The 13,412-nt window shown below is 48.6% G+C and carries 10 protein-coding genes; 2 read left to right on the forward strand and 8 right to left on the reverse strand.

All coding sequences use genetic code 11. The features are described from left to right. Positions 1-338: 338 nt before the first annotated feature. Positions 339-917, forward strand: a complete 579-nt coding sequence (locus tag F0P94_RS10285) for an energy transducer TonB (RefSeq protein WP_191907007.1) — start codon at positions 339-341, stop codon at positions 915-917. A gap of 275 nt (positions 918-1,192) precedes the next feature. On the opposite strand, the gene F0P94_RS10290 is transcribed toward F0P94_RS10285, so the two are convergent. Beyond that, on the reverse strand, positions 1,193-2,101 hold the full coding sequence (locus tag F0P94_RS10290; protein WP_150903798.1) for a YihY/virulence factor BrkB family protein: 909 nt from the start codon (positions 2,099-2,101) through the stop codon (positions 1,193-1,195). A 273-nt stretch (positions 2,102-2,374) separates the two neighbouring features. Continuing rightward, complete coding sequence (gene metG, locus F0P94_RS10295; protein WP_150903799.1) at positions 2,375-4,408, reverse strand: methionine--tRNA ligase; 2,034 nt, start codon at positions 4,406-4,408, stop codon at positions 2,375-2,377. A 570-nt stretch (positions 4,409-4,978) separates the two neighbouring features. Here metG and F0P94_RS10300 point away from each other — a divergent pair. After that, entirely contained in the window at positions 4,979-5,536 is a 558-nt protein-coding gene (locus tag F0P94_RS10300; protein ID WP_150903800.1) for a hypothetical protein, read from the forward strand. Positions 5,537-5,803: 267 nt separating this feature from the next. On the opposite strand, the gene F0P94_RS10305 is transcribed toward F0P94_RS10300, so the two are convergent. The 6 genes from F0P94_RS10305 to F0P94_RS10330 form a co-directional block, all read right to left on the reverse strand. Then, on the reverse strand, positions 5,804-6,175 hold the full coding sequence (locus F0P94_RS10305; protein ID WP_150903801.1) for a hypothetical protein: 372 nt from the start codon (positions 6,173-6,175) through the stop codon (positions 5,804-5,806). Positions 6,176-6,450: 275 nt separating this feature from the next. Continuing rightward, positions 6,451-7,218, reverse strand: coding sequence for a sulfite exporter TauE/SafE family protein (locus F0P94_RS10310; protein WP_150903802.1), 768 nt, complete (start codon positions 7,216-7,218; stop codon positions 6,451-6,453). Between the two features lie 112 nt (positions 7,219-7,330). Continuing rightward, positions 7,331-8,071, reverse strand: coding sequence for a hypothetical protein (locus F0P94_RS10315; protein WP_150903803.1), 741 nt, complete (start codon positions 8,069-8,071; stop codon positions 7,331-7,333). Then, the gene (locus F0P94_RS10320; protein ID WP_225307187.1) at positions 8,061-8,609 is read right to left on the reverse strand and encodes an RNA polymerase sigma factor; all 549 of its coding nucleotides are present in this window, start codon (positions 8,607-8,609) and stop codon (positions 8,061-8,063) included. Before F0P94_RS10320 ends, F0P94_RS10315 begins: the two co-directional genes overlap by 11 nt. Positions 8,610-8,683: 74 nt before the next feature. Then, the gene (locus F0P94_RS10325) at positions 8,684-9,040 is read right to left on the reverse strand and encodes an Ig-like domain-containing protein (protein ID WP_150903804.1); all 357 of its coding nucleotides are present in this window, start codon (positions 9,038-9,040) and stop codon (positions 8,684-8,686) included. 153 nt (positions 9,041-9,193) lie between these two features. Continuing rightward, a complete protein-coding gene (locus tag F0P94_RS10330; RefSeq protein WP_150903805.1) occupies positions 9,194-13,381 on the reverse strand; it encodes a lamin tail domain-containing protein in 4,188 nt (1,395 codons plus the stop codon). Positions 13,382-13,412 lie beyond the last annotated feature (31 nt).

A 13,412-nucleotide genomic window follows, 5' to 3' on the forward strand; every position in this document is an offset into this window, starting at 1 on the left:
AACCTAAGCTCTGCCTTTTTTATTACATTGTACTTTTGAAACCACTGCCATATCTGTTAAAAAGGTCTTTTTTCAATATGAATAAGCTGCTTACTTTAACCTTCCTATTGTTACTTACCGGCTCCGTGAAGGCACAAATTACCCGGTATTATACCAAGGCCTTTCAAAAACAGGAACTGAAAGAAACCCCTCAGAAAAGGCTTTATTATTTTGAAAATAATGGCATCCGCTTCGAAGATTACCGGGATAATAAGCTAGATATAAAAGGTTTTATGTACGGCACCAATTCAATAGACCAGACCGAAAGCTACTTGAAGTATTTGCGAAACGATTTAGAGATGAACTATAATCCTACTTTTGATGCGCTATATGGCACTATAACAGATGTACGCAACAATGGAAAACTTGATGAAAGTTATTGCTTCCGGGGTAAAAAGAGACGCTACATTCAGGTTTGGGATGCTGAAGAAAGGCCACTGCTCGTAAGCGGCACTGGTACCAAGACCGAATCAGTAAACGATGGCAAACGCAATTTAACCCTGATTTATAAAGATTCGATTCTGGTTAGTTGTTACAGTATCAGAAAGGCTGAGAACGACACCATTTATCATAAAACCGATAAAATTGCAAGTCCTAAAGAAGGATTCAATGCTTTTACTCCTAAATTGGCTGAAGCAATTAGTTACCCCATATTAGCGCAATTGGTTGGTAAAGAAGGATTGGTTTATATTTCATTTTTTGTTGAAAAAAACGGTAAGCTTTCTGAAATAAAACCGACTACCAACGAAGGTTTCAGGATGGAAGCAAAAGCACTAAAGCAACTCGCTAAATTACCGCCTTGGCACCCCGCCACCTTCCAGGGCCGTCCGGTTAAATCGGAATACACCTTGCCAATTCGGTACAAACTCGTTGATTAGGTATTCTCTGAAGACAAAAAAGAGGAAATAACAAAAAAAAAAGCGCGAGCTGTAAATTATTTCAGTACCCTTCCCTTTCCTTGTCTTTATTGGATTAAATTCTACCTGGCTGTTGCTGCTGCCAATATTTACGGCTACCGCTGGCTACATAGTCGATATCATTATTACCACAATCCGGATCATGCCATGGCTTTCAACAAGAAAATCAGCAAAACGCATTAGGGGAACCTACAAATTCTAAAGTACAGAAATTTGAAATCCCGGAATAAGCAACCTTATTTGTCTTTCTCTACCTCCCGAACTTCTACCTTAACCGCATGCTCAGATGGCTGAATGCCTGTTCCTTTTACCTGGGAATACACCTGGGTGAATTCCGCGCCCAGCAGGAAAATAATGGACGCATAATACACCCATACCAGAATAAGCACCAGGGAACCGGCCGCACCGTAGGTATCGCCTAAAGGTTCGTACTGCAGGTAAATGTTCAGCACCGATTTGCCGGCCACAAACAAAATAGCAGTTGCAATTGCCCCGATCCACACATTCGACCAAGGCACACGGGCATCGGGCAGGGTCTTAAAAATAGCGGCGAAAATAAGCGTACTTATCGCTACTGAGATCAGCAGGTTCCCGGCCGTTAACAAGTAAACGGCGCTGTCCGAAAAGGCCTGCTCCACAAAATTATTCAGCACGCCCAGCATAACTTCTATAATCAGGGAAACCAGCAGCAGAAAACCCAGGCTTACCACCATGGCGAGCGAAAGCACCCGGTTCACGATGAGCTTCAGCCAGCCTTTTTCAGGTTTGGCTTTTACCCCCCACATGGCATTTATGGCATCCTGAAGCGCCACAAAAACGGTGGTAGAGGTAAAGGCCAGGGTGGCAATGCCCACAAGGGTACCCGTTATCCCGGCCGGCGACTGGCTTGCGTTCTTTATGATGTCCTGGATCTGCTCGGCGCTTTTCTGCCCAATAATCCCGCCGATCTGAGCCACTACTTCGCCCTGCACCGCCTCCTGCCCAAAAAAAGCCCCGGCAATCCGGATCATGATAATGAGCACCGCCGGCAGCGAAAAAATGGTATAAAAGCCGATAATGGCCGCATGGTCCAACGGATTATCGTCAATAAATTCCGAGAAGGTTTTCTTAATAATTTCTTTGGCAGCGCTCCAGTTCAGGTTCATAAAACAGTAGGGTTTAAGGCTGAAAAACTCCCGGCTTCTTTGGATTCACTATACCTACCAGTAATCGAAAAAGCCGGTAACTGGCGGAATCGCTGCAAGTATTTTTCAGCAAAGTAATCATGCTACCTACGTAAACCAGTTCATTTGGCTACCGGCATTTCTACGGAATTACTCGGATCAGAAAACAAAAAAGCCGTTAGCGTAGGGTTTAAACCTATGCTAACGGCTTTTTAAAGTCCTCACCTGTTTTTAGCTATTTAGGTGGGGTCTTTGCTAACTCACTCCGCTGCCATTATTCACCGCTGCCGAAGGCTGCATAAACTTCAGGCTGCCGTCCGCATTTTCAGCCATCAGGATCATGCCCTGGCTTTCGATGCCTTTAATTTCGCGCGGCGCTAAGTTTACCAGAACGGCTACCTGTTGCCCGATAATTGCTTCCGGCACAAAATGTTCGGCAATACCGCTTACAATAGTTCTTTGATCGATGCCGGTGTCTACTTTCAGCTTCAGCAGTTTTTTGGTTTTGGCTACTTTTTCAGCTTCCAGAATGGTACCAATGCGGATGTCCATTTTCTGAAAATCGTCGAAGCTGATGTTTTCCTTGGCCGGTGCTGCCTGGGCGTTGGCCAGTTGATTGGCCGTTTTGGTATCAAGCAGTTTCTGAACCTGGGCCTCCACCGTGGCATCTTCCACTTTCTCGAACAGCAACTTTGCTTCTCCGATCTGGTGGCCCGCCAGAAGATATTCCGCGTTGCCGGCTTCGTTCCATTTTCCAACTTTAATGTTCAGCATATCCGCCAAACTTTGTGCCGAAGCGGGCAGGAAAGGCTCCATTAAAATGGTAAGCGAACCACAGATCTGCAGCGCAATGTTCAGGATGGTTTGTACGCGAACTTCGTCAGTCTTGATCAGTTTCCACGGCTCGGTATCGGCTAAGTATTTGTTGCCTAAGCGGGCCAGGTTCATCATTTCCTGCAAGGCTTCTTTAAAACGGTACAGTTCAATGGAAGCCGCAATTTTCTCCGGATAACCGGCCATTTCGGCCAGCACTTCCCGGTCCATGTCGGTCAGTTCGTTTTTTGCCGGAACTTTGCCTTCGTAATACTTATGCGTAAGCACCAGGGCGCGGTTCACGAAGTTGCCGAGCACGGCTAGAAGCTCGTTGTTGTTGCGGGCCTGGTAATCTTTCCAGGTGAAATCGTTGTCTTTGGTTTCCGGCGCATTGGCGCATAATACGTAACGGAGCACGTCGCCTTTGCCTTTAAATTCTTCCAGATATTCGTGTAGCCAAACCGCCCAGTTCCGGGAAGTAGAAATTTTATCGCCTTCCAGGTTCAGGAATTCGTTGGCCGGTACGTTGTCGGGCAGAATATAATCGCCGTGTGCCTTCAGCATTACCGGGAAAATAATGCAGTGGAAAACGATGTTGTCTTTGCCGATAAAATGCACCAGCTTGGTTTCCTCGTCTTTCCAGTATTTCTCCCAGTCCGGGGTCAGGTCTTTGGTAGCGGAAATGTAGCCGATCGGGGCATCGAACCACACGTACAGCACTTTGCCTTTGGCTTCTTGCAGCGGCACCGGCACGCCCCAGTCCAGGTCGCGGGTTACGGCTCTTGGGTGAAGCCCGCCATCTATCCAGCTTTTGCACTGGCCGTACACGTTCGTTTTCCAGTCGTCTTTGTGGCCTTCCACGATCCATTCGCGCAACCAGCCTTCGTACTGATCCAGCGGCAAATACCAGTGCTTCGTTTCCTTCATTACCGGTTTTTCGCCGCTCAGCATGCTCTTCGGATTGATCAGGTCAGTAGGATTCAGGGAAGAGCCGCAACTTTCGCACTGGTCACCGTAAGCGTTTTCGTTGCCGCATTTCGGGCAGGTGCCCACAATGTAGCGGTCAGCCAGGAACTGCTGATTCTTTTCGTCGAAATACTGCTGAGAAACCTGCTCGATGAACTTGCCTTTTTCATACAAATTCAGGAAGAAATCGGAAGCGGTTTCGCTGTGCGTCCGGCTCGAAGTGCGCGAATAAATATCGAAGGAAATGTTGAAGTCGCGGAAGGCATCGCCCATCAGTTTATGGTATTTATCTACCACCTGTTGAGGTGTTACGCCTTCTTTCTGGGCGCGGATCGTGATCGGAACGCCGTGTTCGTCGGAGCCGCAAATGAATTTCACGTCGCGGTTATTGGAGCGTAAAAAACGCACGTAAATATCGGCAGGCAAGTACACGCCGGCTACGTGGCCGATGTGCACAGGGCCGTTGGCATAAGGCAAAGCGGCGGTAACGGTATATCTTTTCGGTTGCATCTATTCAATTTAAAATTTGGAGATTTGGAAATTTGAAGATTTGGAAATGTGCTTCCATTTCTCCGGTTTACCTTGGTTTTTCTTCGGAAACACCCTGATTTCGGCGGGAAGAAACCGTTCGAAACGGTAGCATTTCCGGGTAAAAACGGTATTACATTTCTGAAAAACGTGCAAAGATAAACAAAACTCCGCGCCGGAAGTTGGTTTTTAGGGAAGGACGTTCAAGGATTTGATTTCGCTACCGTTTTATAATGGTAAAAGGCCTGGAAACATACCTAAACCTACTTTACGAAATGATACCGGGCATAAAACAAGCGGGAATAAACAAATGTCAGGTTGGGTTTTTCTCCCGCAAATGTTATTGTCTTCCGGTTAACTGGAAGCAGGAATGCCGCAAAATTATTTTTCAACTTATTTTTAATCTGGCCACCTTTTAAAGTGATTGCCCGTATATTGTTTCATTTAAATATCTGAATATCTAAAACATAAACAGCAAGCCTTATATTCGGGAGCTAAATAAAAATCTTTAATCCTGAAGATAATTTCCGCTAAGATTTAACCATTGGAACTATGAAAAAAGCCGATAAAAAAGCTGATAAAAAGAAAAGCAAAACCGCTACTGCCAGTACCAAAGCCAAAAAGAAAAAGGCCGACAAGAAATCCTTAAAAGCCATTACGCGCGGCTTGGAAAAAGACATGGAGAAAAAGCTGAAACGCGCCGTAAAAGACCTTAAAAAAGAAAGCCGCAAAGCCCTGAAAGAGCTGATAAAGGATGCCAAACTGAAGTTTAACGAGGGCGCTGATTTTGTGCAGGACGAAATTATAGCGCCGGTAATCGATCAGTTTGAAGAAATAACGGAAACGGCCAAACCAAAACGCGGCCGGAAACCGGCAGGCACAGCTACTGCCGCCAGTAAAACCAAAACCACCGGAACCGGCCGCGGTCGCCGTCCGGCAGCTGCTACTGCAACCGAAAATGGAGCTACTACCCGAAGCCGCGGAACCCGCACAGCAAAAACCGCTTCTACGGGTAACGGCCGCCGGGGACGCCGGCCAGCTGCAGCGGCTACTACTGAAGCATACGAAGCCTCCGAAAACATCAGCAATGAAATAACCGGAATAGAGTAATTTTTGCAACGAACGTTTTGCAGAAACGAAAATGCTATGATTTGATGCTGAAAAAACGGCTCAATCCGGCATTTACTTTCACCCTTCTTTGCCGATCCGTCAGCTAAAGCAGCCGGCAAGGAATAGGGCGCATAGAAGTGTTGCAATACGTAAGCTATAATTGCCTGAACTGGTTTCCAAAGTAAACGCCCGGCAAATGTATTTGCCGGGCGTTTACTTTTATAGCAAATTAACTATCGTTCAAAATGATAAAAATGCAGGCGGCTGTTAACGCACAATGGTATCGTTGCCAACGTTGCGGAGTTCGCGCGGCCGCTGCTCGTAAGGCGTGTTGGCCGGGGCGTTTTGATTATCGCCTGCTTCAATGTTGCGCTTCCGGTTTATCTCGCTGGCTTTTTCATCTAAACCTAATTGCTCGGAAGTTGGAATCGGATTGGCGTTTTGCGGGGAGGTGTTTTCGGTTCCGCGTTCGTAAATGGCTCTTCGCTGAGCATCGTTGGTAATTACGGGCGGGGCTTCCACTACTTCGGGTTCGCCTTGTTCTTTTACGGTGGAGCAACCGCCCGCTATAAGCAGCGAGACCAGCAACGGAAGCGAAGCGCCTTTTACTTTTTTTAGTATTTCACCTACGGTTTTCATGCAAATGCCCTTGTTTTCTTAGCGGATTTACGCATGCTTTTTTGAAAAGATTTTAAGGCTTCTTCCGGGCTTGACTTATGTTGTAAGGTTGCTATACTTAACTTACAAAGGTGCAAAAACCTATTCTCGCTCAGATCTGCCCCTTTAAAAGCACAAGTGACCCTTGACTTTAGCGTATAAGAAAGTTTTAAATGTGATCCGATAAAATCAGTCCGGCTAAGTTTTTCGGCTGAAAAGGCTACGGTTCTGAATTAAAAAACTGCCGGCTCTTCAGTTTAGAAAGAACCTTTAAAGAACGTGTCGTAAGCAAATTTCAGGATAATGGCCGTAACTACCACTAGGAACAGGCGGCGCACAAACCCGCTGCCGTATTTAATGGCCAGTCGGGTACCCACCAGAGAGCCGGCAATATTGCAGGCGGCCATCGGAATAGCGATCTGGTAAAGCACAAATCCTTTCAGAATGAAATAACCCAGGGCAGATAAATTGGTAGCTACGTTCACGACTTTGGCCGAAGCCGAAGCCGCTACAAAACTAAACCCGAATACCCCGATGAATATAAAGATGAGGAAACTACCGGTACCGGGACCGAAAAATCCGTCGTAGAAACCGATTGCAGCGCCGGCAATTATGGCGTAGACCAACTCTTTGATGTGGGTAAGCTTGGGGGCATGCAAGGCGCCAAGGTCTTTCTTTTTGAACGTATAAATGGCTACCGCCACCAGCAGCACCAGCACTACCGGACGAAGGGCATCGGCGGGGAAATGGCTTACGGCACGGGCACCCAGAAAGGAAAATACAAAGGCTGCCACGGCTGCCGGCAACAGGCTTTTCCAGTTCAGTTTCACGCTGCGGGCATACCGGGCCATGGAAACGGTGGTACCCGCAATGCTGGCAAGTTTACCCGTACCAAAAACTGTGGGAATAGGCACCTGCGGCAGAAAAACAAGTAAAGCCGGTAATTGAATAAGGCCGCCCCCACCAACTACTGCGTCGATGAGGCCGGCCAGAAAAGCAAAAAAACAAAGATAAATGAGTTCCACCCGCTACAAATCATAAACCGGTTTCCCCGGTAATACAAAAGTAGCAAATCGGGAAGAAAGGTTTTCAGAACTCAGACAGGCAGTTTTAAATTTCTGATCTTAGGCCATGCTTTTATTTCTTACCAAAGAGTCTTTTTAAGCCTTTTTTCCCGGCAGGTTTTTTATCCGGGTTGTAGTATACCGCTTGTATCATTTGGCCCATGGTGTCGGTTTCTGCTTCCGGTTCGGCTTCTACCTGCATGGTTGCGGGAATCGCTTCTATTTCGGGCTGTCTATTAGTTGGCGTACCCTGGAAACTGCTAATCTGAGAGCTGTGCGGCTCCGGGGAAGTAGCTTTATCGGCAGCATGCAGGCCGGTTGTACGGGCAGATGCATTTTCAGAGACCGGAAGAGCAGCCTGGGCGTAATTTGTTTCTTTAACTGCCTGCCTGGTCCGGCCTTTTTCGGTTGCTGCTTTCACGTAACCGGCCGTAATGGTACCCTTCGGCATGGAAAACGGCTGGCTTCCCTGAGCAGGTTTTGCTGCTGCTGCCTGGTTCTGCGATGGCTCGCTAACCGGTAGCGTAACCGGGGCTGCTTGTTCCTGGGTTGCCACCTTTGCTGGGTTTGCTTGCTCCAACGCAACGGTTTCGGCTTTAGGTTGCTTTTGCAACCTGGCTTCGTGCCGCAAGGTGGTAAACAGCGCCGTTATGGAAACAACTATTACCAGAAAAGTAGTGCCGAGCCATTTATAAATACTGGTTTTCGGCCGGATCTCTTCCTGTATCTTCACCCAACCATTAGCTGGGGGAGTTTCTTCCAGTCCCTGGAACTGTTCCCTGAAGAAATCTTCGAATTCTTTGTCAGTTGGCATATGTGGTAACCGAATAATTTACTAATAATTTCTTTAAGTATTGCTTGGCTTTTGCCAACTGCGATTTGGAAGTACCCTCGGCAATGCCGATCATTTCGCCAATTTCCTTGTGCGTATACCCTTCAATTACATAAAGGTTAAACACTACGCGGTAGCCCTCGGGTAACTTCGCTACTATTTCCAAAAGTTCCTTGACCGAAATATCGCTTAAAACCGGATCCTCGTCCGTGCCCGAACTTAGTTCTTCGGAATGCTGCTCGTGGCCGTAATGCTTCTGGTTTTTCCGGAAATTGTTGATGGCCGTGTTCACAAAGATTCGTTTCATCCAGCCCTCGAAAGTGCCCTGCTGATAAGTCTGAATATTCTTGAACACTTTCACGAAGGCCTCATGGAAAATATCTTCCGCCTCGAAACGGGTTTTCGAATACCGTACGCAAATAGCCATCATCCGGGCAGAATACTTTTGGTAAAGTAACTCCTGGAACGCGGGTTCTTCGCGTTTACAGCCTTCTATAATTGCTTCTTCCAGATAAGCCAAAGCGTTTTGGGTTTAGCGTTTATGTTTGTTTTTAAGTTCTCAAAGGCCGGGCCTTCAACTAAACCGGTAAAAAATTACCGTACCGTGATGCTCACTTTTGCGCTGTCGGTGGTGTTGCCGCCAACGTACTTGTAAAAAAATTCCTCGGTGCCTTTAAAACCCCGGTCCGGCTGGTAATAAAACCCGGTAGAATCGGATTGCAGGTTCCCGTGGGCGGGCACTTTAAATACCAGCGTGCCTAAATTGCCGATCTGATCGTTGATCAGTACATCTATCCTTACCGGCCCGTTTTCGGTGGTAGTAAAGGCATCGTTGCTCAGGATATTTATTTCCGAAACCGGCGACGGTGCCTCTTCTTTCTGGCGGCTGCAGGAAAACATCCCGATTATGGTAAGGGCCAGCAGCAGCAATATTTTTAATATATCTTTCATGGTCAAATCTGAATTCATTTCTGAAATAAGTTCCCGTAAGCCTTACATTCGCGTAGACACGGCTTAAATACAAACGGTTGCCCGGACTTAAAAAAAAATTTCAGGCAACCGTTTAAAATGCATTCAGATTGTTCTTTTTGCAGTCAGGCAGTATCAGAATTTTGCGCCTACCACTACCGTTTCTTTAAAGGTTTGCTGTTTACCGCTTAAATCATAGAGGTCTACGAGCACCAGGTAATAGCCTACCGGCGCTTTGCGGCCTTCGTTGGTGGTGCCGTCCCAATGGAAAAAGTTTTCGCCGCTCAGGGTCTGGTTGTTCACCAGTTTCTTTATTTCCCTTCCCCTGGAATCCAGGATCGTCACCGAAGCCACCTGCCCGATGCGGGAAGCGTTAAAGTTCAGCGTGGTAAAATCCTTGTAACCGTCGCCGTCCGGGGAAAACACTTTTGGCTCGATGGTCAGTACTGAAGTCGCCTCCACATTGCCCTGCACCTGGGAGTTGCGCAAGCCCGGCGTGGCAAATCCGGAAGTGGAAGCAGCCGAATGGAAATTGGCGGCAATGGTCGGCCCGTCTAAACGGATGCGTTCCAGTGAAACACCATCATCATCATCGAGCAGGACAAAGTGCATGTCGTCGGTATAATCGAAGCGGTCAGCTATTTTACCCGCGGCATTAACCAGAATTACCGTGCCAGCGTCATCCGAATAGGAAGGGAAAGAAGCCATGGCCAGAAAAGCATCGGGGTTGTGTTTCGGGTAATGCTGCATCACGATGTCGGGGCGGGTAGTGAGCACGACGAGTTGCTGGGGCGCCAGTACGTAGGTTGCAGCCGTAATCAGTTTTTTGTTTGAAACGCTATCATTGGAAAAGTTAGCCAGCTGCCAGTTCTTTAGATCGATGTAGTTATTGGAGCGGTTGGCAATTTCCACAAAATCTACGCCGCCGGTTTTAGGGTTAAAGAGCACTTCGTTTATAACCAGATCGCCATCTTTGGCCGGCACCGGCAACGCGAACGGCACTTTCTGCAAACCGGCCAGGTTTCCGGCGCAATCGCGCACGTTGCTTACTTCCAGGCTATACTGCTGGTTTGCTTCCAAAGCCTGGGCAAGGGTAAGTTCTACGGTGGTAAAGGTCGGCGTAAGGGGTACAATTTGCGAAATAGCCGGACCGTTCGGGATGCGGTAAGTTGCCTGCATGGCCGCCAGGCTGTCGAGTTTTTCGTTGAAATTCAGTACGATTGTAGTAGGGCTGCCTGCCTGAGCTTTGAGTAATTGCGGGGCCATATTATCCGGACGGCTGCCGTTTACCGAATTTACTTTACCGGGCGTACCGCCGTTCGGCGAATTGGAGGCCGTCCAGTTATCGAAGCCGGTACACGGATTGCTTATATCGATCATTTCCAGACTCCAGCCGCCGTCTTTCTTTTTAGTGTCTTTGTACCAGGTATCGGAATAGGTTACCGAGTGGATCAGTTTGCCGTCGGCGCCGCGCAAAGTGAGCGTTTCGCCGGCATTATTCAGCGAAGGAAAATTCGATAAGCCAATGGAACGGCCAAAGAAGGAGAAAGCATTTACCCGCGAAGTGGTGTTCAGGATGGCGTACTCACCAGGCCCCAGGATCAGGGCCGGAAAAACGGCCGGGGTACCGCCATCCGAAAGTTTTACGCCTTTCAGGTCGAGCACCAGATTGGTCGGATTGTAGATCTCCAGGTATTCGTAGCCCGGCAGAATGCCACCTGCTGCTTCTACAACCGGCGATTCGTCGGCCATGATTTCGGTAATGATAAGTTGGTTAAAGCCAGGTTTGCTGCCTAAGCCGAACGCTACCGCCGCCGCCTGAATAACGTTTCCGGAGCAATCGGTGGCGTTCGTTACGGTTACCTCGTAAGAAGCTCCGGCGGTTAAGGCCGGCGTTAAAGTAAGCGTTACTTCCTGAAAATTCCCCGGGGTTACAGCTACGGCAGAAACTGAAATGCCCTTGTTGATGGTATAACCTGCCGTGGTTAAACTCAGGCTGTCCATGGTTTCGGAAAAGGTCAGTTTTAGCTGGGTATTCGATATGGTTTCTACCCCAACCAGACGAGGAGCCTGGGTGTCGGGCGCGGTACTGAAACCGGAGTTCTGCCGGCCGGGCGTTCCGCCTTGCGGATTATTCGAAGCGATCCAGTTTACGGCGCTCTGGCAAGGTAGATTCGGGTTTACCAGTTCCAGGCTCCAGCCACCGCCGGCTTTAGCAGGATCGTTGTACCAGCTGGAAGAATAGGTTACTTTATCGATCAGGACGCCGGAATTATCGTAGAGCCGGACTTCGTCGCCGGCATCATTTAGCGATGGAAAGCTGCTTAAGCCCAGCACTTTTCCGAAGGGCCGGAAGGCAGCAGTATCGGCTTTGGCGCACAAGATTACATACGCGCCGGGCGCCAGGTTGTAAGCCGGCAAAGTACCCGAAGAAGTGGTGGCATCGAAATATTTCCAGTTGGCCAGGTTTATAATTTTATTACTGTTGTTGTAGATTTCCAGGTATTCGGCCTCCGGCAAACCTACCGGCGGGTTAAAGTCGGCCATAATTTCAGTAATGCGCACATCGTGAAAATTAGCGCCGGTGCTAAAGGTAAGGGTAGCCGGGGCCATGATATTTCCGGCGCAATCGGTAGCATTACTGGCAGTTAAGGTATAAGTAGCTCCCCGCACCAGCGCCGGACTCAGGGTTAACGTTATTTCGTGGAAGATTCCCTTGGCTACACTCTTTGCCGTAATTCCGATACCGTTGTTTAAGCCGTAAGTGGCATTAAGCAGGCTTAAACTGTCCATGCTTTCAGAAAAGGAGAGTTTTATGGAAGTATTAGATACGGTTTCTACTGAAAGCAGGGTTGGCGGCGTGGTGTCGGGGGCATTGCTGAATACGGAATTCTGCCGGTCGGGCGTGCCGCCGGAAGGGTCGGTAGAGGCGGTCCAGTTAGCACTTACCTGACAAGGGTTATTCGGATTTTTAAGCTCCAGGCTCCAGCCGCCGCCGGATTTTGTCGGGTCGTTGTACCAGGCCGAAGTATAGCTTACTTTATCGATCAGCTTGCCGGTATTGTCCAGAATTTTCACGTCGTCGCCGGCATCGTTAAGGGAAGGAAACGTACTTAAGCCTAAGGTTCTGCCGAATACTTTCAGGGCTGTGGTATCCGCTTTGGCGCAAAGAATTACGTAGGTGCCGGGCAGGAATGTGTATGCCGGAAACGTACCTACGGAAGTGCTGGCATCGTTGTATTTCCAGTTGGCCAGGTTCAGGGTTTTGTTGCTGTTGTTGTAAATTTCGATGTATTCGGCGGCCGGTAATCCTACAACCGGGCTAAAATCGGCCATGATCTCGGTGATGCGCACATCGCGGAAATTAGCGGTTGAGGTTGGCGGCGGCGTGGTGGTTACGTTAAACTGTCCGTTCAGAGTAGAGGCCATGTTTCCATACAGGTCAGTAATGCCGGTGGCGGTTAGGGTACTGGTTCCGGAAGGTAGGTTCGCGGCGAACGTTAAATGAACCAGGGCCGGATTTGTGGCATCCTGCACCGCAGTGGCCGGACTTCCTCCTCCACCCGAAACGATGAAATTGGCAGTATTTTGCGCGGAGGCCTGGCTAACCGGTTCATTGAAAAGTACATCCAGTTGTGTAGCCGAAATTACCGAGATCGTGTTCAGAACCGGGGCGGTAATGTCAGTAATTTTGAAATCGTCGAAATAGAATTTGGTGCTGTTGGTGGAAGAGTATTTGATGTAAACCCCAAAGTATTCGGAGCGCTGGTAGGTAGCATCGGTAGCGGTTCCTTGCGAAACGTAGGTAGTGCCGGCTCCCGTTACATCGATGCTCAAACTCCAGAGATTCTGCACCGAACGGGTTACCTTAATTCTTACCACGTTGTTTGTAGAACTGTTCATCGTGGCATCCACCCCGTCGATGATCTTTACCGAAGCAGCCGCATCTTTCCGGTACAAACTCACTTCATCCGGGGTATCGCCGATCCGCACAAAATAACCGGTATTCGTGCCCGTTAAAGTAGCCTGGTCGCTCATCAGGTAAACATCGGTGTAATTGGCCGAGGAAGTGGCAAACTTCAGGTTCGCGTAAAATTCCCATTCGGCGCCGGTGTTCACCTGGGAGGGCGTGACCAGTTGACCGGTGGCCGTGGCGGCCGGGCCATTGCTTTGCAGCTGCTGGGTGGCATTCACGGTAAACAGGCTAACATCGCCGTTCCAGACGGGGTTGGCCGTAAAATTGCCGTCCGAAAAGTTATCCTGAAGCTGTGCCTGAGCCCGGATTGATATGATCAGGAATAAAAAAAGTAAAAGTCTCTGCATTCGCGTATTGTGCTTAACTTTGTATAACTTC

The sequence above is a fragment of the Adhaeribacter soli genome, from assembly GCF_008727925.1.
In the GTDB taxonomy this organism is placed as follows: Bacteria; Bacteroidota; Bacteroidia; order Cytophagales; family Hymenobacteraceae; genus Adhaeribacter_A; species Adhaeribacter_A soli.

What these genes read in the sequence shown, in the direction of transcription:
- F0P94_RS10285 (WP_191907007.1), top strand. Translation starts at nt 339, where the DNA reads ATGAACTATAATCCTACTTTTGATGCGCTATATGGCACTATAACAGAT.
- F0P94_RS10290 (WP_150903798.1), bottom strand. Translation starts at nt 2,101, where the DNA reads ATGAACCTGAACTGGAGCGCTGCCAAAGAAATTATTAAGAAAACCTTC.
- metG (WP_150903799.1), bottom strand. Translation starts at nt 4,408, where the DNA reads ATGCAACCGAAAAGATATACCGTTACCGCCGCTTTGCCTTATGCCAAC.
- F0P94_RS10300 (WP_150903800.1), top strand. Translation starts at nt 4,979, where the DNA reads ATGAAAAAAGCCGATAAAAAAGCTGATAAAAAGAAAAGCAAAACCGCT.
- F0P94_RS10305 (WP_150903801.1), bottom strand. Translation starts at nt 6,175, where the DNA reads ATGAAAACCGTAGGTGAAATACTAAAAAAAGTAAAAGGCGCTTCGCTT.
- F0P94_RS10315 (WP_150903803.1), bottom strand. Translation starts at nt 8,071, where the DNA reads ATGCCAACTGACAAAGAATTCGAAGATTTCTTCAGGGAACAGTTCCAG.
- F0P94_RS10325 (WP_150903804.1), bottom strand. Translation starts at nt 9,040, where the DNA reads ATGAAAGATATATTAAAAATATTGCTGCTGCTGGCCCTTACCATAATC.
- F0P94_RS10330 (WP_150903805.1), bottom strand. Translation starts at nt 13,381, where the DNA reads ATGCAGAGACTTTTACTTTTTTTATTCCTGATCATATCAATCCGGGCT.